At 52.4% G+C, this 17136-nt stretch carries 17 protein-coding genes and 1 riboswitch; of the genes, 11 read left to right on the plus strand and 6 right to left on the minus strand.

Annotated features, from left to right (window positions below; genetic code table 11):
• Nucleotides 1-347 precede the first annotated feature (347 nt).
• Nucleotides 348-494, minus strand: coding sequence for a hypothetical protein (locus tag ACP158_RS00810; RefSeq protein ID WP_424947112.1), 147 nt, complete (start codon nucleotides 492-494; stop codon nucleotides 348-350).
• A 37-nt stretch (nucleotides 495-531) separates the two neighbouring features.
• Nucleotides 532-608, plus strand: a riboswitch (SAM riboswitch).
• Between the two features lie 117 nt (nucleotides 609-725).
• Between ACP158_RS00810 and ACP158_RS00815 the strand changes: the two genes are divergently transcribed.
• Nucleotides 726-1922 carry an O-succinylhomoserine sulfhydrylase gene (locus ACP158_RS00815; protein WP_424947113.1) on the plus strand — a complete coding sequence of 399 codons (1197 nt, stop codon included), beginning with the start codon at nucleotides 726-728 and terminating at the stop codon, nucleotides 1920-1922.
• Between the two features lie 253 nt (nucleotides 1923-2175).
• Here ACP158_RS00815 and ACP158_RS00820 read toward each other — a convergent pair whose 3' ends face one another.
• The 3 genes from ACP158_RS00820 to ACP158_RS00830 form a co-directional block, all read right to left on the minus strand.
• Complete coding sequence (locus ACP158_RS00820; RefSeq protein WP_424947114.1) at nucleotides 2176-2697, minus strand: gamma carbonic anhydrase family protein; 522 nt, start codon at nucleotides 2695-2697, stop codon at nucleotides 2176-2178.
• Nucleotides 2698-2722: 25 nt separating this feature from the next.
• Nucleotides 2723-3790, minus strand: a complete 1068-nt coding sequence (gene sohB, locus ACP158_RS00825) for a protease SohB (protein ID WP_424947115.1) — start codon at nucleotides 3788-3790, stop codon at nucleotides 2723-2725.
• A 71-nt stretch (nucleotides 3791-3861) separates the two neighbouring features.
• Nucleotides 3862-5529, minus strand: a complete 1668-nt coding sequence (locus ACP158_RS00830) for a glutamine--tRNA ligase/YqeY domain fusion protein (RefSeq protein ID WP_424947116.1) — start codon at nucleotides 5527-5529, stop codon at nucleotides 3862-3864.
• A gap of 276 nt (nucleotides 5530-5805) precedes the next feature.
• Between ACP158_RS00830 and ACP158_RS00835 the strand changes: the two genes are divergently transcribed.
• The 5 genes from ACP158_RS00835 (at nucleotide 5806) to ACP158_RS00855 (ending at nucleotide 10539) form a co-directional block, all read left to right on the plus strand.
• Nucleotides 5806-6738 (plus strand): flavin reductase, encoded by a 933-nt coding sequence (locus ACP158_RS00835; RefSeq protein WP_424947117.1) that lies wholly within the window; start codon nucleotides 5806-5808, stop codon nucleotides 6736-6738.
• Nucleotides 6739-6822: 84 nt separating this feature from the next.
• Nucleotides 6823-7860: an LLM class flavin-dependent oxidoreductase gene (locus tag ACP158_RS00840; RefSeq protein WP_424947118.1), complete on the plus strand. Its 1038-nt coding sequence runs from the start codon at nucleotides 6823-6825 to the stop codon at nucleotides 7858-7860.
• A gap of 27 nt (nucleotides 7861-7887) precedes the next feature.
• On the plus strand, nucleotides 7888-8727 hold the full coding sequence (locus ACP158_RS00845) for an alpha/beta fold hydrolase (RefSeq protein WP_424947119.1): 840 nt from the start codon (nucleotides 7888-7890) through the stop codon (nucleotides 8725-8727).
• Nucleotides 8724-10211, plus strand: a complete 1488-nt coding sequence (locus ACP158_RS00850; RefSeq protein WP_424947120.1) for an aldehyde dehydrogenase — start codon at nucleotides 8724-8726, stop codon at nucleotides 10209-10211. The genes ACP158_RS00845 and ACP158_RS00850 overlap by 4 nt, the downstream gene beginning before the upstream one ends.
• A gap of 136 nt (nucleotides 10212-10347) precedes the next feature.
• The gene (locus ACP158_RS00855) at nucleotides 10348-10539 is read left to right on the plus strand and encodes a hypothetical protein (protein ID WP_424947121.1); all 192 of its coding nucleotides are present in this window, start codon (nucleotides 10348-10350) and stop codon (nucleotides 10537-10539) included.
• 114 nt (nucleotides 10540-10653) lie between these two features.
• Here the strand turns inward: ACP158_RS00855 and ACP158_RS00860 are convergent, their stop codons facing one another.
• The gene (locus tag ACP158_RS00860; protein ID WP_424947122.1) at nucleotides 10654-10806 is read right to left on the minus strand and encodes a hypothetical protein; all 153 of its coding nucleotides are present in this window, start codon (nucleotides 10804-10806) and stop codon (nucleotides 10654-10656) included.
• 258 nt (nucleotides 10807-11064) lie between these two features.
• On the opposite strand from ACP158_RS00860, the gene ACP158_RS00865 reads away from it, so the two are divergent.
• Nucleotides 11065-11415 (plus strand): MmcQ/YjbR family DNA-binding protein, encoded by a 351-nt coding sequence (locus ACP158_RS00865; protein WP_424947123.1) that lies wholly within the window; start codon nucleotides 11065-11067, stop codon nucleotides 11413-11415.
• 62 nt (nucleotides 11416-11477) lie between these two features.
• The gene (locus tag ACP158_RS00870; RefSeq protein ID WP_424947124.1) at nucleotides 11478-12989 is read left to right on the plus strand and encodes a trimethylamine methyltransferase family protein; all 1512 of its coding nucleotides are present in this window, start codon (nucleotides 11478-11480) and stop codon (nucleotides 12987-12989) included.
• Nucleotides 12990-13081: 92 nt separating this feature from the next.
• Here the strand turns inward: ACP158_RS00870 and metG are convergent, their stop codons facing one another.
• Complete coding sequence (metG, locus tag ACP158_RS00875; RefSeq protein WP_424947125.1) at nucleotides 13082-15130, minus strand: methionine--tRNA ligase; 2049 nt, start codon at nucleotides 15128-15130, stop codon at nucleotides 13082-13084.
• Between metG and ACP158_RS00880 the strand changes: the two genes are divergently transcribed.
• The 3 genes from ACP158_RS00880 to dcd all read left to right on the plus strand — a co-directional run bounded on the left by ACP158_RS00880 (nucleotide 15047) and on the right by dcd (nucleotide 17074).
• On the plus strand, nucleotides 15047-15292 hold the full coding sequence (locus tag ACP158_RS00880; RefSeq protein WP_424948495.1) for a hypothetical protein: 246 nt from the start codon (nucleotides 15047-15049) through the stop codon (nucleotides 15290-15292). The two genes, metG and ACP158_RS00880, sit on opposite strands and share 84 nt — an antisense overlap.
• A gap of 108 nt (nucleotides 15293-15400) precedes the next feature.
• Nucleotides 15401-16489, plus strand: a complete 1089-nt coding sequence (gene apbC / locus ACP158_RS00885; protein WP_424947126.1) for an iron-sulfur cluster carrier protein ApbC — start codon at nucleotides 15401-15403, stop codon at nucleotides 16487-16489.
• A gap of 18 nt (nucleotides 16490-16507) precedes the next feature.
• Nucleotides 16508-17074, plus strand: coding sequence for a dCTP deaminase (gene dcd, locus ACP158_RS00890; protein WP_424947127.1), 567 nt, complete (start codon nucleotides 16508-16510; stop codon nucleotides 17072-17074).
• Nucleotides 17075-17136: the final 62 nt, after the last annotated feature.

A 17136-nucleotide genomic window follows, 5' to 3' on the forward strand; every position in this document is an offset into this window, starting at 1 on the left:
CTTTCGTTGGTTGCACAATCTGACCCTGTGAGTCATATCGGGCTAACCGTCTTGGCCGATACATGATCGATAAACCACCATCAAGGTGCCTGATGACCTCTACCGTGACCTTCATGTAATGATGCTGAAAAGCGGCATCCGTTCCCAACACCACCGCGGAGCGTATCGCAACCCCCCGAACCCCCCTTGTCAGGGGGGCTTCGCATCGTCCGCTCGCAATGACGGCGGCGCGCTCAGTCTCCCCCCTGACAAGGGGGGGGGTTCGCGGATTGCTCCGTCTCCTCAAAGGCGGCCTGCGGTTCAATCCAGCGCGGCCTGGAAAATCACCCCCCACGGGGGAGTGATTATTAGGCTCGGCAAAGGCGCGCGTCGGCTTCGCCGCCAGATAATAACGGCCCGTCATTATCGGGCTTGACCCGATAATCCAGTGAAACACCCAGCGGCGACAGCCGCTGACCTTGCCCGACGGCGATGGCGGTTTTTCCATCCCGCAATCATCGCTATTGACATAAACTAATCTCTGGACTATACTTCTGTTTCAGCGCCGATTTGATTATCAGCTTGCGGGCGCTTAAAAATACGGCTAAAGAGTCGCAGAACAAACCTGCTTTTTGCCTTGGCTTTTTGGCCTTTAGCACATCTCAATAGCAAAGCTGGAAGCGGGTTTTTTATGCCCGCGTCAATCATATGCAGATAAATATGCGGATAATATTGAGGCGCGAAAAATGTCAAAACAGTCACAAAAATACCACCGCCAGACTACGGCAATACGATGCGGTCATCGTCGGACTGCCGAGCAGGAGCACAACGAACCGATCTTCGCGACCTCGAGCTATGTTTTTGAAAATGCTCAGCAGGCAAGCGATCGGTTCAGCGGCGAGCAAGCGGGCAATGTTTACTCCCGATTCACCAACCCCACGGTAGCCGCATTCGAGGCGCGCCTGGCGGCCATGGAGGGCGCGCAATATTGCGTCGCCACCGCTTCGGGCATGGCGGCAATCTCCGGTCTGGTGCTTGCCTTGCTCAATGGCGGCGATCACATCGTCGCATCAACCGGCTTGTTCGGGTCGACCGTGTCGTTGTTCACCAAGTATTTCAGCCGCTTCAATATCAACACCACCTTCGTTAGTTTGACCGATATAGAACAGTGGAAACTTGCAATCCGACCCAATACCAGGCTGATATTTTTGGAAACCCCGTCAAACCCGCTGTGCGAAATCGCCGATATTGCCGCCATCGCCGCCATCGCCGACCAAGCAGGCGCGTGGCTGGCAGTGGATAACGCATTTTGCACGCCGGTGCTGCAACAGCCATTCTCGCATGGCGCGCACATCGTGGTGCATACTGCGACTAAATACCTTGATGGACAGGGCCGTTGCGTGGGCGGCGCGCTGGTGACCAATGATGAAAAAATCTATGATGAATTGTTCGCCATGCTGCGCACTACCGGGCCGTGCCTGAGTCCGTTTAATGCGTGGACTTTTAGCAAAGGGTTGGAGACGCTGGAGTTGCGAATGAAACAGCACTGCGAAAATGCGCTGACCGTGGCGCAATGGCTGGAGGCGCATCCGGCGGTCAGCCGGGTTTACTACCCGGGGCTTGCCTCCCATCCCCAACGAAAATTGGCGCAATCCCAGCACAGTGGATTTGGCGGCATTGTCTCGTTTGAAGTCAAGGGTGTGAAACACGAAGCTTGGCAAGTCATCGACGCCACCGAGTTCATATCCATCACCGCCAATCTGGGCGACACAAAAACCACCATCACCCATCCTGCGAGCACCACCCACTCAAGAATTACGCAACAGCAACGCGACCGCGCGCGCATAACGGATTCATTGATTCGAGTTGCGGTGGGCTTGGAACATGTTGACGACATCATCGGCGACCTGAAAATCGGCCTAGACAAAATTAGTCATGAATAAAATTAGTCATGAATAAAATTAGCCGTGGATAAAATTGCCGACCTCGCCGTCGGGTAATGTCAGCGGCTACGCCGGGGTTTTTACTGGATTCCCGTTTTCACGGGAATGACGGGGGGTGAGTTGTGAAGGGCGGGGATGACGGCTTCGCTGAGCCTAACAATCCCGCCTGAGAGGGATGACGGCGGGGTCTGAAGTGGGTGAAGCGAAGCTATTCTCCGAGTCCGTCGGTCTATTGTTTTAGCAGGTCATTCCCTTAATTTGAATAATGCTGCAGGTTTTTATACTGTGGTATGCGGCTGACATAAATTTCCGCAGCGCGTTTTACGTCCGCAACCTCTTGGTCGGTCAGTTTTCTGACCACCGTGGCCGGGGCGCCCAAAATCAAGGTTCGATCCGGGAATGCCTTATTTTCCGTAACCAGAGCATTCGCCCCCACCAAGCAGCACTCGCCGATGATCGCTTTATTCATAATGACGCTGCCGATGCCGATTAAACTGCCGGTTTTAATGTGGCAGCCATGCAGCATGCTGCCGTGCCCTATCGTGACATTGTCTTCGATGGTCAGCGGCAGGCCCGGATCGGTGTGCAAAACACTGCCGTCCTGAACATTCGAGCGATTGCCAATGCGGATTAATTCGTTGTCGCCGCGCAGCACCGCATTGAACCAGACGCTGGCCTGTTCGCCGATGCGCACCAGACCAATGACATCCGCGCTAGGTGCGACGAAACTGCTGATCGCTATTTCCGGTATTCTGTCGCCGAGTGCATAAATCATAGGGCATCATGGGCTATGCTGCCGCCTACATCAGCAACGGCTTGTCCACATCCTGAACCAGCTTGCTCTGCTGCCGCCATTTCAGGGTCATTAACTGCGACAGTTTTTCCACCATCGTTTGCTTCTCGGAGTATTCGATCAAAATAAGTTCGGCATCGTTGCGCAGCGACATCAAATAATCATCGCTGGTTTGCAGCAGGTCAACCAAACCAAGTTCCAAGGCCCGGGTGCCGAGCCAGTGCTCTCCGGTGGCCACCTTGTCCACATCCAGGCCCGGGCGCTGGGATTTCACAAAACTCTTGAACAACGCATGGGTTTCTTCAAGTTCCGCCTGCATTTTGGCGCGCCCCTTGGCCGTGTTTTCGCCAAACAGCGTCAACGTGCGCTTGAACTCGCCGGCGTATAATTGCTCAAAATCAACATCATGTTTTTTCAAGAGGCGATTTAGATTGGGTATTTGCGCCAGCACGCCAATCGAGCCGATGATGGCAAAGGGCGCGGCGATGATCTTGTTGGCGACGCAGGCCATCATATAGCCGCCGCTGGCCGCCACTTTGTCAACGGCAATGGTCAGCGGGATGCCTTGGTCGCGGATGCGCTGCAGCTGCGAGGCGGCCAAGCCGTAGCCGTGCACCGTGCCGCCGCCGCTTTCCAAGCGCACCAGCACTTCATCCTCCTTATCGGCGATGGTCAGCAATGCGCTGATTTCCTGGCGCATGTTTTCCACATCGGTGGCTTTTATGTCGCCGTCGAAATCAAGCACGAACAATCGTTTTTTCCGGGACTCATCAGCCTTGCCGGCCTCTTTTTTAGCGGTCTTTCCGGCTTTCTTTTCCGCTTTCGCGGCTTGCTTCTCCTTTTTCTGGTCGGCCTTCATTTTCCGCTTTAATCCCACCTCGGTTAAGGCGGCGGCGGCAATGGTTTTTTCCATTTCCTCGTAGCGGGGGTTGAGGTGAGTTATTTCCAATCGTTTTTCCGTGCTCTTTTTTTGACGCATTGCCAGGGAGATAATGCCGCCCACAACGATCAGTATGGTGACGACAATGGTGATGGCTTTGGCCAGGAACAGGCCGTATTCAGCGAGAAATTGCATAGTGGTTTCGTTGCCTTTTTTGTGAGTTTGTGCTTTTGTGAATGATTGCTTTTAGGGTTACGCCTTTATGATTATCTGGCGATTCTGGCCCAGGCATCGCGCAAAGTTACAATGCGATTATAAATGAGATTTCCGCTGTTGCTATCCTGGTCGGCGTAGAAATAACCCAGCCGTTCAAACTGGTATCGGGTATCCGCTTTGGGCGATGCCAAACTGGCTTCCAGTTTGCACTGCGGCAATATATGCAGGGAATCTGGATTAAGCGCCTGTTTGAAATCTCGGCTTTTGTCTGCTCGAGGATTCGCTTCCGAAAAAAGCCGATCATAAAGCCGCACTTCGGCCTCGACGCAATGACTGGCTGACACCCAATGAATAATGCCTTTCACTTTCCGGCCACCCGGCGCACGACCGCGCCGCGTATCAGGATCGTATTGACATCTTAATTCCATGACCTCGCCGGCTGGGTTTTTAATCACCTCGGTGCAGCGAATCACAAAACCATAGCGCAGACGCACTTCACGGTCGGGCGCAAGACGAAAAAACTTGTCCGGCGGGCGCTCCATGAAATCATCTTGCTCGATGTAAATTTCCCGGCCCAGAGCGATTGTTCGCGTCCCCATGGACGCATCCCGCGGATGATTCGGCGCCTGGATTTGTTCATGCTCGCCTTCGGGGTAGTTTTCAATGATAACTTTAAGCGGCCGTAAAACCGCCATGGCGCGCGGCGCAATGGGCTCTAAATCCTCGCGCACGCTGTTTTCCAAAACGCCCATTTCGATCATATTGTCGCTTTTGGTAATCCCTACGGCGGCGATGAAATTGCGGATGGACGCGGGCGTGAAACCGCGCCGCCGCAATCCGCAAATAGTCGGCATTCTCGGATCGTCCCATCCTTGTACGCTTCCGTTTTCCACCAACTGAGTGAGCATGCGCTTGCTCATCACCGCGTAGTTGAGATTGAGCCGGGAAAACTCGATTTGCTGCGGATGGCACGGCGCGGAAATGTTGTCCAGCAGCCAGTCGTACAGCGCGCGATGGTCTTCAAATTCAAGCGTGCACAACGAATGGGTCACGCCCTCGATGGCATCGCTGAGTCCATGGGTGAAATCGTACATCGGATAGATGCACCAAGTATTGCCGGTGCGTTGATGATCATGGTGGCGGATACGATAAATCACCGGATCGCGCAAGTTGATGTTGGGCGACGCCATGTCAATTTTCGCGCGCAGGACCTGCGCCCCGTCGGCAAACTCGCCGGCGCGCATCTGCGCGAACAGATCGCGGTTCTCGGCCACGCTTCGCCCGCGATAGGGGCTGTCCTGGCCGGGCTCGGTCAGGGTGCCGCGATACTGCCTGATTTTTTCGGCGTCCAGACTATCGACATAGGCAAGCCCTTTGTCGATCAACTCGCAAGCGAAACCGTGCAACTGCTCAAAGTAGTCCGATGCGTGGGCGATGCGCTGCCATTGATAGCCCAGCCAACGCACATCCTGTTCAATGGCGGCGACAAATTCCGCTTGTTCCCTCGCCGGATTGGTGTCGTCGAAGCGCAAGGTGCATTTGCCGTTATAATCATCGGCGATGCCAAAATTGAGCCAAATTGATTTGGCATGTCCAATATGCAAATAGCCATTCGGCTCCGGCGGAAATCGCGTGACAATGACATCATGTTTTCCCGATGCCAAGTCGCGGTCAATGATTTGACGGATAAAGTTGGTCGGTTTGGCGGCGGCGGACATGGGCAGTTGGGCTTGACCAACGGGCGGTTTGATAAATGGGCGTGGAGTATAGCGAATTTCAAGCGGTCAGGCATTGATTGCATTGTCAGTCCCATTTCGACCGAAACAGCACACTAGCCCGGCGCAAGGCAGGCAAAAGCAACACGGACAATCACCTGGTAAGTTTTCGCCCATTTGATAATTGGCCGATTAACTAGTCGATTAACCGGCCTGTTAACTGGTACTATCGCCAGCATTGAACAAGCATAATGAGCGGAAGATATTTCGATACCAGTTTTGAGTAAATTTGACCGCAACCTCGGCCTGAGGCAACTACGCAATGCCTTTGGGACATTTCTTACCGGCGTTACTGTGGTGACTTGCCGGGAAGAAAGCGGGATTCCACGCGGTTTTACCGCTAATTCATTTACCTCAGTTTCACTGCACCCGCCGAGGTTGTTAATTTGTGTCGATAAGACGGCGGAAAGTTTCGATGTATTTACCCAATCGAAAGGGTTCGCAGTCAATATTTTGGCAGAAACCCAGATTGAAATTTCGGGGCTGTTTGCTTCAAAGCGCGCGGATAAATTTGACATTGCAGATTGGTCAGAAAGTGAAAATGGCAATCCAATATTGGAGGGCGTGTGTGCATGGTTTGATTGCAAATGTGACCCGGTGATCGATGTTGGCGATCATATTATCTTGATTGGACGGATCGAGTCCTATGACTATAACGGAAACATGGGTCTTGGTTATGTCCGGGGCGGTTATTTAAGCCTTGGGCTGGAACAATCCGCGGTCGAGGCCGTTGGCGGCGATGCTGACGTAATTGTCGGAGCGATTGTCGAGTACGATGGAAAAGTTTTACTGATCGAAAATGCCGTTACCGGGGAATTGCATGTGCCCGCCAGTGGATTGGATGGCACCTCCGGTTCGCTTGGCAAATTACAGAACTACTTGACTCAGTTGGGAATTGGTATATCACTGAGCGTTCTGTTTGCTGTTTTTGAGAACGAAAAAACCGGGCAGCAGTCAATTTATTACCGTGCGAAAGCCGATTCCGATTTGGTGGGCAATAAATTTTGGTCATTCGATGAAATTCCGTGGCAGCGTATCGGATCGGATGCGATTAAAATAATGCTACAAAGATATATTGATGAATCCAAACGCCAACGCTACGGAATATATTTCGGTAGCGACCGCGACGGCGCAGTTGAAACATTACGGTAATTATTCATCAAGACAAAGTTAAAATAACAACCCGAACAACACCAAATATCCAGCCCATATATCATATCCAGACGAGACATCGGCATGAAAATATCCCTGTTTGCGCATATGGAGCGTGATGACCCGAATCATTCCTATGCAGCACTATATGCACAGTTTTTGGAATTGTGTGAAATGGCCGATCGAGGCGGTTTTAGCGGGATATGGGTGGGTGAGCACCATGGGATGGATTTCACCATTGCGCCGAACCCGTTTGCACAACTATGCGACCTGGCCAACCGAACATCAAACCTCAGGCTAGGGACTGCTACCATAGTCGCGCCATTTTGGCATCCCATCAAATTGGCTGGAGAAATAGCGATGGTGGATATCATCACCGACGGACGGCTTGAAGTCAGTATTTCAAGAGGCGCTTATGAATTTGAATACGAGCGTCTGTCGCCGGGCCTGGATGCCTGGACAGCGGGAGAAATGTTGAGGGAAATTGTCCCGGCAATCAAGGAAATCTGGAAAGGTGATTATGCCCACGACGGCAAGCACTGGAAGTTTCCTGCGGTAACTTCAGTTCCTGCGCCAATGCAGGATCCTCATCCGCCGTTATGGATTGCCGCCCGAAATCCCGACAGTCACGATTTTGCAGTGACCAGTCAATGCAATGTCCAGGTGACGCCGCTATGGCAAAATGATGGTGAAGTGGCAGATTTGATGGACAAATTTAACACCGCCGTAACAAACAATCCCAATGTGCCGCGCCCAAAAATTATGGTGCTTCGTCATACCTATGTGGGCGCGAATGAGGCCGACCTAAGCCGTGCCGCGAAAAAACTAAGCGAATATTACTGCACCTTTGGAGCCTGGTTCAAGAATAGCCGACCGGTACACAATGGCAGAATTGATCCATTGTCCGCCGAAGAGCGCGCCCAGATCGAAATGTTTTCACCCGATAATATGCGCGCCAATAATATCGTCGGCAGTCCGGATCGGGTTATCGAAAGACTAAAACATTATGAATCTCTGGGCTACGATGAATACGCTTTTTGGATTGATACGGGAATGAGTCACGAGACAAAAAAGAAATCGCTACAGTTATTCATTGATGAAGTGCTGCCGGAATTTTCCTGAGCGGCCAGGAAATGAATGAAATACGGCATGAATAAAAAAGTGCATCAGGGCAGCGGTTATCGGTTAGTGGGTAATCCGTCAACAAAGCCGGTATTGGCGCTTATTCATGGCGTAGGGTTGAATCAGGATATGTGGTTGCCCTGGATACCGATTTTGCAACCGGGCTTTTGTGTCTTGACCTTTGACCTGTTAGGTCATGGGCAGTCCCGCAACCCAACCGGCCACAGAACCGCAATTGATTTTGCTGACCAACTGCATGAATTGCTGGCGCATTTAAAGGTCGATCGATTGGCACTGGCCGGGTTTTCGTTGGGTGCGCTTATTGCCCAAGCCTTTGCTGCGCTGCATAGCAGTCGGCTGACGCATTTAGTATTGCTGCACAGCGTCTATCAACGCACCGAAGAGCAGTGTCAGCGCGTGCGAGAACGCTACCAAATCGCCCGCGAGCAAGGCCCGATGGCGACCGTGGAACTGGCTATTGCCCGTTGGTTTTCCGAGTCATATCGCGCTGCTAATCCGGAGAAAATGGATCAATTGCGAGAAATATTTTCCAGGCATACTGATGACGGTTACCTGAAAGCATACTATCTTTTCTGCAACGCCGAAACGGAAATGCAAAACTATCCCCTTGAGCAGGTCAATTGCCCGGCGTTGGTGATTACCGGTGCTGATGATGCGGGCTCCACAGCGGCGATGTCTGAGGCCTTGGCTCGGGATCTGCCCAATGCCGAATTAATCATTAACCCGCGCCAGCGGCACATGGGTCCGGCGGAATTTGCTGAAATGATGGCTAATCAAGTGCTATGCTTTCTAACCGCTAATGGTCAAAACCAAGACGCGCAAACCAGCATGAGCAAGCCGACATGAGCAAAAAAATAACGCGATACCAACATTATATTGACGGCCAATGGGGCGATGCCGCTGACGGCGCCACGCTGACCACCATCAATCCAGCAAACGAGGAAGTCTGGGCCGAAGTGCCGGCGGCCAGTGAAGCAGACGTTAACCGCGCGGTCGCGGCCGCCAAAACCGCACTGCACGAAGGCCCATGGGCGACCATGACGGCCACGGCCAGGGGCAAGTTGCTGCGGCGGTTGGGCGACCTGATTATCGAGCAAGCGCATCACCTCGGCGATATCGAGACCATCGATAGCGGAAAACTGCTGAAAGAAACCCGCGGGCAGACCGGCTATGTGTCGGACTACTATTATTATTTCGCCGGCCTGGCGGACAAGATCGAGGGCGCGACCCTGCCGATTGACAAGCCGGATATGCATGTGTTCACGGCGCGCGCGCCGATCGGCGTGGTGGCGGCGGTGGTGCCGTGGAATGCCCAAATGTTTTTGACTGCGACCAAGTTGGGGCCGGCGCTGGCCGCTGGCAATACGGTGGTGCTGAAAGCGTCTGAAGATGCGCCGGCGCCGATGTTTGAATTTGCGAAAATTGTCGACCAGGCGGGCTTCCCGCCGGGCGTGATCAATGTAATCACCGGTTATGGCGAGCCCTGCGGTCGTGCCTTGACCGGGCATCAGGATGTGGCGCGGGTGGCCTTTACCGGCGGGCCCGAAACCGCGTCCAAAGTCATCCACAACACCAGCAATAACTACGCCGTGGTCTCGCTGGAACTCGGCGGCAAATCGCCGATTGTGGTGTTTGACGATGCCGACATTGAGGGCGCGGTCAACGGCATCATCGCCGGCAATTTTGGCGCCGCGGGTCAAAGTTGCGTGGCTGGGTCTCGGGTTTTTATTCAGCACGGAATTTACGACCGGATAGTGGATGCGCTGGTGCGGCGCGCTCAGCGAATTCGCATCGGCGACCCGCGCCAGGAGGATACCGAGATGGGACCCTTGGCGACAAAAGCGCAAGTGGATCGCATTATTGCCGCAGTCGGGAAATCTCAGATTCAGGGCGCGGAGTTGCTTCATGGTGGCAAACAGCCCGAGCAATTTGATAAAGGTTATTACTTTGAGCCGACCATTCTCAGCTGTCCAAACCAGGACATCGAGACCGTGCGCAACGAAATGTTCGGCCCGGTGTTGAGCGCGCTGAAATTCCGCGACGAAGACCAGGGCATCACCATGGCGAATAATACACGCTTCGGGCTTGGTGCCGGGATCTTCACGGAAAACCTGGCGCGCGCCCATCGGGTCAGCGCGAAAATCCGCGCCGGCATTATCTGGATCAACACCTATCGCGCGGTGTCGCCGATCGCCCCGTTTGGCGGCTTCGGCCACAGCGGTTTTGGGCGCGAAGCCGGCATTGAAGCGGTGTTGGATTACACCCGAACTAAAACCGTCTGGATTAGCACCTCCAGCGCACCCATGGCCAACCCTTTTGTCATGCGGTAATCGAACCGCGTGCTTTTTTAGTCTATGCGGGAATCGGGTGTGGACGGCAATAAACAGCGTTACCGGCAACTGGCATTAAAAAAGGTTCAAGATACTTTAAGGTATAGTGAAATGGTCATAACTAACTGTTCTATAAATGAAAAACAAGCATGTCATTCGCTGCCGAATTTCGGAGAATAAATTCAGGGCGATTCCACGGCTGTTTTGCCTTGATTCGAGGCTTGCAAAGTCGCTCAAATCACTGGCATCTCTGGCCCGGCGACCAGCCGATTGTATACTCAAATCAGACAACGCATCGCCGGGCAATGCGAGCGTATGTGTTGTCTGATTCATTGCCCGTTTTGTTCCTTTCCAGCGGTGTTTTAGCACCGCCCTCTCGGCCGTCATTCTCGCATCGAACGGCGCGGCATCAAAGCAAAGGAGTTCGGCTACGCCGAACGGTTTAATAACTGGATTGCCCGGAACAAGCCGGGCAATGACGTCCCTTATTTGCCGGGCAATGACGACCCTTATTTGTCATTCTCGCAGGCAGGCGGGAATCCAGAGTGGCGTAGCCGCCGGTTGTGTCACGCTTTGCGTGACAATTATTTACCATTGTCCTCTCAAAAGGACACATCGCCTTTCGATTCACCATTGTCCCCCCAGCCCGTCATTCTCGCCGCAGGCGGGAATCCAGTTAAAATATGCCGTCCGGCGTAGCCGGACTCCTTTGAAAGAGTGTGAGTCTCGCTTCAATATGCGCCACGAAAATGGGTGTCAATATCTGCTGAAATCTATCCGAAATCGACCGCTTAAAGTATCTTGAACCTTAAAAAAACCGGAAGCCTATGAGGATTTTCCGTTCAAACTGGATGTGGCGGTCTATAAAGTGCGCGGGAAAATGTTTGCCACGTTGTCCCGAGTGCAAGGTATTTGGAACATGAATCTAAAATGCGACCCCAATCAGGCACAATTATTCAGGGAAATTTATGATGCGGTCATTCCAGGATGGCATATGAACAAAAAACACTGGAATACGCTTTTGCTGGATGGGTCGATACCGGAAAACGAAATCCAATACATGATTGATCACTCTTATATGCTGGTAGTGCAAGGGCTAATGAAAACTGATCGGCAATACCTGGCGTTAAGGTACAGTGAACTGGAACTTTATGGGCTATCCACTGACCGAATGTGGCACGCAGGCGGATCGAGTCTGAAGTAACAATGTTTGCGGTGACCGGATAATGACGGTAAACTGGGCCGACTCCAGATTAAGGCAGACTGATGCAATTTTTTAGTTTCATTGATGACTCCCAGGCGCAAGCCGTTCACCAAGCGTCCTTGGAGATACTGGAGGAAACCGGGCTGCTGGTGCGCAACGAAAAAGCCCGGCGTCGATTTGCCGAGTTTGGCGCCAAGCCAGACCCCGATTCCGAGATCGTGAAAATCCCGTCTGCTGTGGTTGAGCATTTCCGTTCGATGGTGCCGCCGACCATTACCTTTCGTGCGCGTAATCCTGATTACGATATTACCTTTCCGAGAGAGTTGCCAGTCATTGCCACCGCGAGTTCGGCGCCGGATATTGTCGACCCGGTAAGCGGGATTGCTCGTCGAGCCACGTCGCACGATATTGCGAATATCGGGCATCTGGTTAATCACTTGTCTGGATTCGATGTGTTTTCCATATCGGTATTGGCGGATGATGCCCCGAAAGATCAATTCAGCCTGTCGCGGTTTTATCCGGCGCTGAAGAATTGCATAAAACCGGTGCGCACCTCGGTCATCGATGCGCGTGAAGCACGGCAGGTGCTGAAACTGGGCGAGTTGATCGCCGGCTCGAAAGAAGCCTTTTGGCAACGCCCGTTCATCAACTTCGGCTACTGCTCCATCGTTTCGCCCTTGACCATGGACTACGACAGCACCGAAATGCTGATGTTTTACGCCGAGAATGGCATCACCGCCTATGGCACCATTGCGCCGATGGGCGGGCTCAGCACGCCGTTGACCCTGGCCGGGATGTTGACCATAATGAACGCGGAGTGGTTGGCGGCGGCGACCTTGGCGCAAATGTCCAGGCCCGGGACGTCGCTGATCTACAATTTCCTGCCGGTGTTCGCGGACATGCGCGATGGCGCCTATGCGCCGGGGGCTATCGAGATCGGCATGATGAATGCCGCAGTGTGTCAAATGGGGCGGTATTATAATGTCCCCTCGGGCGGTTATCTGGGGCTGACCAACTCGAAGATCAGCGATGCCCAAACCGGGTTTGAAAAAGGCATGTCACCGCTGTTGGGCGCGGTATCCGGGGTCGGATTCATCGTGATGGGTGGGTTATTGGATGCCTTGATGTCGTTTGATTTTGGGCAGGTTGTTATTGACAACGAAATTGCGCTGATGATCAAGCGGGTGCGGCAGGGATTCGATTTTTCCACAGAAAACATGGCGCTGGACGAAATCAAGAAGACCGGACCGGCCGGGGTGTTTGCCGCCAATCCTGAAACTCTGGAGCGGATGACCACCGCTACTTTTATGCCGGAAATAGCAGATCGAAAGTTGCGTGAAACCTGGGCCGAAGAAGGGGCTTCCACGAGCCATCAACGGGCCATGGACAAGGCGCTGGATATTCTGTCGACCACCAATGTCGCCGCGCTGGATGAACCGGTGGATGCACAGATACGCGCCGAATTCGATGATTTGGTCAAGGGTGACTCGGTGCTGCCTGAGGGCTGGGCGCGAACGCAGGCGGTGAAAGAGGCGCGCAAACGGCGCATTAATCGGCGTCGCTTGGCCAGCTGAATTTTCCCAGCGCAACAGCCATGTCCGATAACAGCCCGGGCCCGATTTCCCGCTCAGTGCCGCATTGCCGTTATTGGCGGCGACCGGTATTGTCAGGTTACCCGCATTCCAGGCACGGCGCCGTCATCCGGGCTAAGCAGATACAAATCCTCTCCGCCTGGCCCGGCGCACAGAACCATCCCTTCGGACACGCCAAACTTCATCTTTCGCGGCGCCAGGTTGGCGACCATCACGGTCAGCCTGCCGTCTAATTGTTCAGGCCGGTAAGCGGACTTAATGCCGGCGAACACATTGCGGGTCTCATAGCCAAGATCGAGGGTGAGTTGCAACAATTTATCCGCGCCATCAACCGTTTGCGCTTTCAGGATTTTCGCGATGCGTAAATCCAGTTTGGAAAAATCATCCATATTGATTTGCTCGGCAACAGGCGACTCAGCCAGTGGCCGCTTGACGTTATCTGCGGCTTGATCTTTTTCCTGATCGGCCTTGGTTTCACCGATCATGTTTTGGATTGACTGGTTTTCGATTCTGGTCAGCAAGGGCTTGAAACGATTGATTTCGTGATTCAGCAACGGCATCCGGCTGTCGGCCCAGGTCAATGGCGCGATCTGCAAAAATTGCTCCGCGTTTTCCGCGGTGCGCGGCAAAACCGGTTTCAAATAGATGATCAACAATCGAAATAAATTGAGCCCCTGGGTACAGACAGGCTGCACTTGCGCCCTTGTTTCATCCTCCCTGACCAGAACCCAGGGCTTTTGGCGGTCGATATACTGGTTCGCCTTATCGGCTAAAGCCATAATCTCTCGCATTGCTTTGTGATATCGTCTCGACTCGAAAGCTTCTGCAATACTATCTCCTGCAACCACAAATTGATCGAACAGCTTTTGATCGGGCAAGGAATCGCTCAACTTGCCGTCGAAGTTTTTCGAAATAAAACCGGCGCAACGGCTGGCGATATTAACTAGTTTGCCGACCAGATCGGAATTCACCCGGGTTTGAAAATCGTCCAGATTGAGGTCAAGGTCATCAATGGAATTATCCAGTTTGGCGGCAAAGTAATAGCGTAGATATTCTGGATTGAGGTGGTTCAAATAAGTCCTGGCAATGATGAAAGTGCCTCTCGACTTGGACATTTTCTGGCCATTTACGGTCAAAAAACCATGTGCCCATACCCCATCTGGGGTGCGAAAATCCGCACCATACATCTGCGCCGGCCAGAACAGGGTATGGAATCGGGCGATATCCTTGCCAATGAAGTGGTAGAGTTCGCATTCGCTGCCCACGTTGAAGTATTCATCAAAATCCAGATTTTCGCGGTCGCACAGGTTTTTGAAGCTGGCCAGATAGCCGATGGGGGCATCCATCCACACGTAAAAGTATTTGTCCGTCTCGCCTGGAATTTCAAAGCCCCAATAAGGCGCATTGCGCGAGATATCCCATTCGAACACTTCTTCGTCGAACAACTCCTTTTGCTTGTTGGCGATTTCCCGTTGCGTATGGCCTTCGAGCCAGTTCAACAGAAAATCCTTGAAATCACCGAGTTTGAAGAACAGTTGCTCCGATTCGCGCTGCACCGGGGTCGCCCCCGAGAGCACGGATTTTGGCTCAATCAAGTCGGTCGGCGCATAAGTGCTGCCGCAAACTTCGCAATTGTCGCCGTATTGATCCGCGGATTTGCATTTGGGGCAGGCGCCGATGACAAAGCGATCGGGCAGAAACATTTGTTTTTGCGGATCGAAAAGCTGTTTTATAGTTCGTCGGGCAATATGTCCTTTGTCATTGAGGCGCTGATAAAACAACTCGGAAAAATATTTATTCTCCGGGGAATGGGTGCTGTAATAGTTATCAAAAGAAATCAGGAATTCATCAAAATCACGTTTATGTTCTATGCTGACTCGATCGATTAGTTCCTGGGGGGTGATGCCTTCTTGCTCCGCTTTGAGCATTATCGGCGTGCCATGAGCATCATCAGCGCACACCAGATAACATTCGTGTCCGCGTAACCGTTGGAATCGGGCCCAGATGTCGGTTTGAATATATTCCAATAAGTGGCCCAGATGGATTTGACCGTTGGCATAGGGCAAGGCACTGGTGACCAGGATTTTTCTGGTGGCCGGAGTTTTTCTAATGGGATGCGTCATGGACATAAAAATGAAGACGGAAAATATGGAGACAGAAAAAAATTAGGGTCGTTGCCAGTATTGTTGCCTGTATTATTAAGATACAATATTATATTTGAACCTGTCCTTGAACGGTTAAATATAAACGCCATCCTGGGTATTTTGCCTGGGTATTTTACTTAGCGCCTATAATGCGGATAAGGCAGGCGGTTTACGATTGCAGCATAAGATTGGTTTGGAAACTTAAGTTGAAAAAATTCTCAAGATAGGTAAGTTGACCCAGGTATTAAAATGAAAAATTTGAACCGAGAGGCGGTTGAAGAAATTTTAAGCAGCGTTATCGATCCCCATACTGGCCAGGATCTGGTGTCGAGTAAGGAGGTGAATGAAATTACTGTTGACGGCGATAAAGTGCGCATCGATATCGTGTTGGGTTATCCGGCAAAGAGCTGGGAGCCCGAGTTGATCAAGATGATTGAAGCGGCTATGATTGAAGCGGCGGTCGAACGGGCGACGGTCACGGTGTCGTCCAATACCGTCTCCCACGAAGTGCAGGAAGGGGTAAAACCCATGAAGGAGGTCAAAAATATTATCGCCGTGGCCTCGGGAAAAGGCGGCGTCGGTAAATCAACGCTGTCGGTGAACTTGGCATTGGCGCTCTCGGCGGAAGGGGCCAGAGTCGGCATTCTGGATGCGGATATTTATGGGCCAAGCCAACCGCGCATGCTGGGCATAAGCGGCCAACCTCAATCCAAGGACGGCAAGAGCCTGCAACCGATGAACAGTTATCATATCCAGGCCATGTCCATCGGCTTTTTGGTGGATGAGGAGTCGCCGATGATTTGGCGCGGCCCGATGGTTACCCAGGCACTGGAGCAACTATTGAATGATACCCGATGGGATGATCTGGATTATTTGATTGTGGATATGCCGCCTGGAACCGGTGATACCCAATTGACTCTGGCGCAAAAAGTGCCGGTGTCCGGTTCGGTAATCGTCACTACGCCCCAGGATATTGCCCTGATCGATGCGCGCAAGGCTTACAAGATGTTTGAGAAAGTGGATATTCCGGTACTAGGCGTGGTGGAAAACATGAGCACGCACATTTGTTCCAACTGCGGCCACGAGGAACATATTTTTGGCGCCGGCGGCGGGATGAGCATGGCCAAGCAGTATGGCACGGATTTCCTCGGCCAGGTTCCCCTGGATCGATCCATCCGCGAAGATGTTGATGGCGGTCGCCCGACGCTGGTGGCTGATCCGGATGGCGCGATTTCCGACAACTACAAATTGATTGCCCGCAATACTACGGCAAAACTGGCGATGCGCAAAAAGGACTTCAGTTCAAAATTTCCGAATATCGTAATTCAGCAAAATTAGTCATGCCCATTAAAAGCAATGGCCATTAAACCTGATCGGTGGATTCGGCAAATGGCTGAAACCGAAGGCATGATAGAGCCGTTTGAACCGAGCCAGATTCGCGAGTCCGAAAACGGCCGGGTGATTTCCTATGGGACATCGAGCTACGGATACGATATTCGGTGTTCCACCGAGTTCAAGATTTTCACCAATATCAATTCGGCCATCGTTGATCCAAAACAATTCGACGAAAGCAGTTTTGTGGATTTTGTCGGCGATGTTTGCATCATCCCGCCGAATTCATTTGCCTTGGCGCGAACGGTCGAGTATTTTCGTATTCCACGCAATGTGTTAACGATATGCTTGGGGAAAAGCACTTATGCGCGCTGTGGAATCATCGTCAACGTCACGCCATTGGAACCTGAATGGGAAGGGTATGTCACGCTGGAGTTTTCCAACACCACGCCGTTGCCGGCCAAAATTTATGCCAACGAGGGCATCGCCCAAGTGATTTTTTTCCAATCCGACGAACCCTGCGAAATCTCGTACCGGGACCGAGACGGCAAGTATCAGGGACAAACCGGGGTCACCCTGCCAAAGGCCTGAACTAAACATAAACTAAACATGAACCAAAAAAGACCAGCCCATGTATAGCGCAACGACCCTTT

The sequence above is a fragment of the Candidatus Spongiihabitans sp. genome (assembly GCF_965247905.1).
Lineage (GTDB): Bacteria > Pseudomonadota > Gammaproteobacteria > Arenicellales > Poriferihabitantaceae > Spongiihabitans.

Bases quoted from the DNA above. Each gene is read 5' to 3' on its own strand.
- ACP158_RS00855 (WP_424947121.1), top strand. From the start codon at position 10,348: ATGAAAAACAAGCATGTCATTCGCTGCCGAATTTCGGAGAATAAATTC.
- apbC (WP_424947126.1), top strand. From the start codon at position 15,401: ATGAAAAATTTGAACCGAGAGGCGGTTGAAGAAATTTTAAGCAGCGTT.
- ACP158_RS00870 (WP_424947124.1), top strand. From the start codon at position 11,478: ATGCAATTTTTTAGTTTCATTGATGACTCCCAGGCGCAAGCCGTTCAC.
- dcd (WP_424947127.1), top strand. From the start codon at position 16,508: ATGGCCATTAAACCTGATCGGTGGATTCGGCAAATGGCTGAAACCGAA.
- ACP158_RS00880 (WP_424948495.1), top strand. From the start codon at position 15,047: ATGGATTTGACCGTTGGCATAGGGCAAGGCACTGGTGACCAGGATTTT.
- ACP158_RS00830 (WP_424947116.1), bottom strand. From the start codon at position 5,529: ATGTCCGCCGCCGCCAAACCGACCAACTTTATCCGTCAAATCATTGAC.
- ACP158_RS00850 (WP_424947120.1), top strand. From the start codon at position 8,724: ATGAGCAAAAAAATAACGCGATACCAACATTATATTGACGGCCAATGG.
- metG (WP_424947125.1), bottom strand. From the start codon at position 15,130: ATGACGCATCCCATTAGAAAAACTCCGGCCACCAGAAAAATCCTGGTC.
- ACP158_RS00860 (WP_424947122.1), bottom strand. From the start codon at position 10,806: ATGGTAAATAATTGTCACGCAAAGCGTGACACAACCGGCGGCTACGCC.
- ACP158_RS00840 (WP_424947118.1), top strand. From the start codon at position 6,823: ATGAAAATATCCCTGTTTGCGCATATGGAGCGTGATGACCCGAATCAT.
- ACP158_RS00820 (WP_424947114.1), bottom strand. From the start codon at position 2,697: ATGATTTATGCACTCGGCGACAGAATACCGGAAATAGCGATCAGCAGT.
- ACP158_RS00815 (WP_424947113.1), top strand. From the start codon at position 726: ATGTCAAAACAGTCACAAAAATACCACCGCCAGACTACGGCAATACGA.
- sohB (WP_424947115.1), bottom strand. From the start codon at position 3,790: ATGCAATTTCTCGCTGAATACGGCCTGTTCCTGGCCAAAGCCATCACC.
- ACP158_RS00845 (WP_424947119.1), top strand. From the start codon at position 7,888: ATGAATAAAAAAGTGCATCAGGGCAGCGGTTATCGGTTAGTGGGTAAT.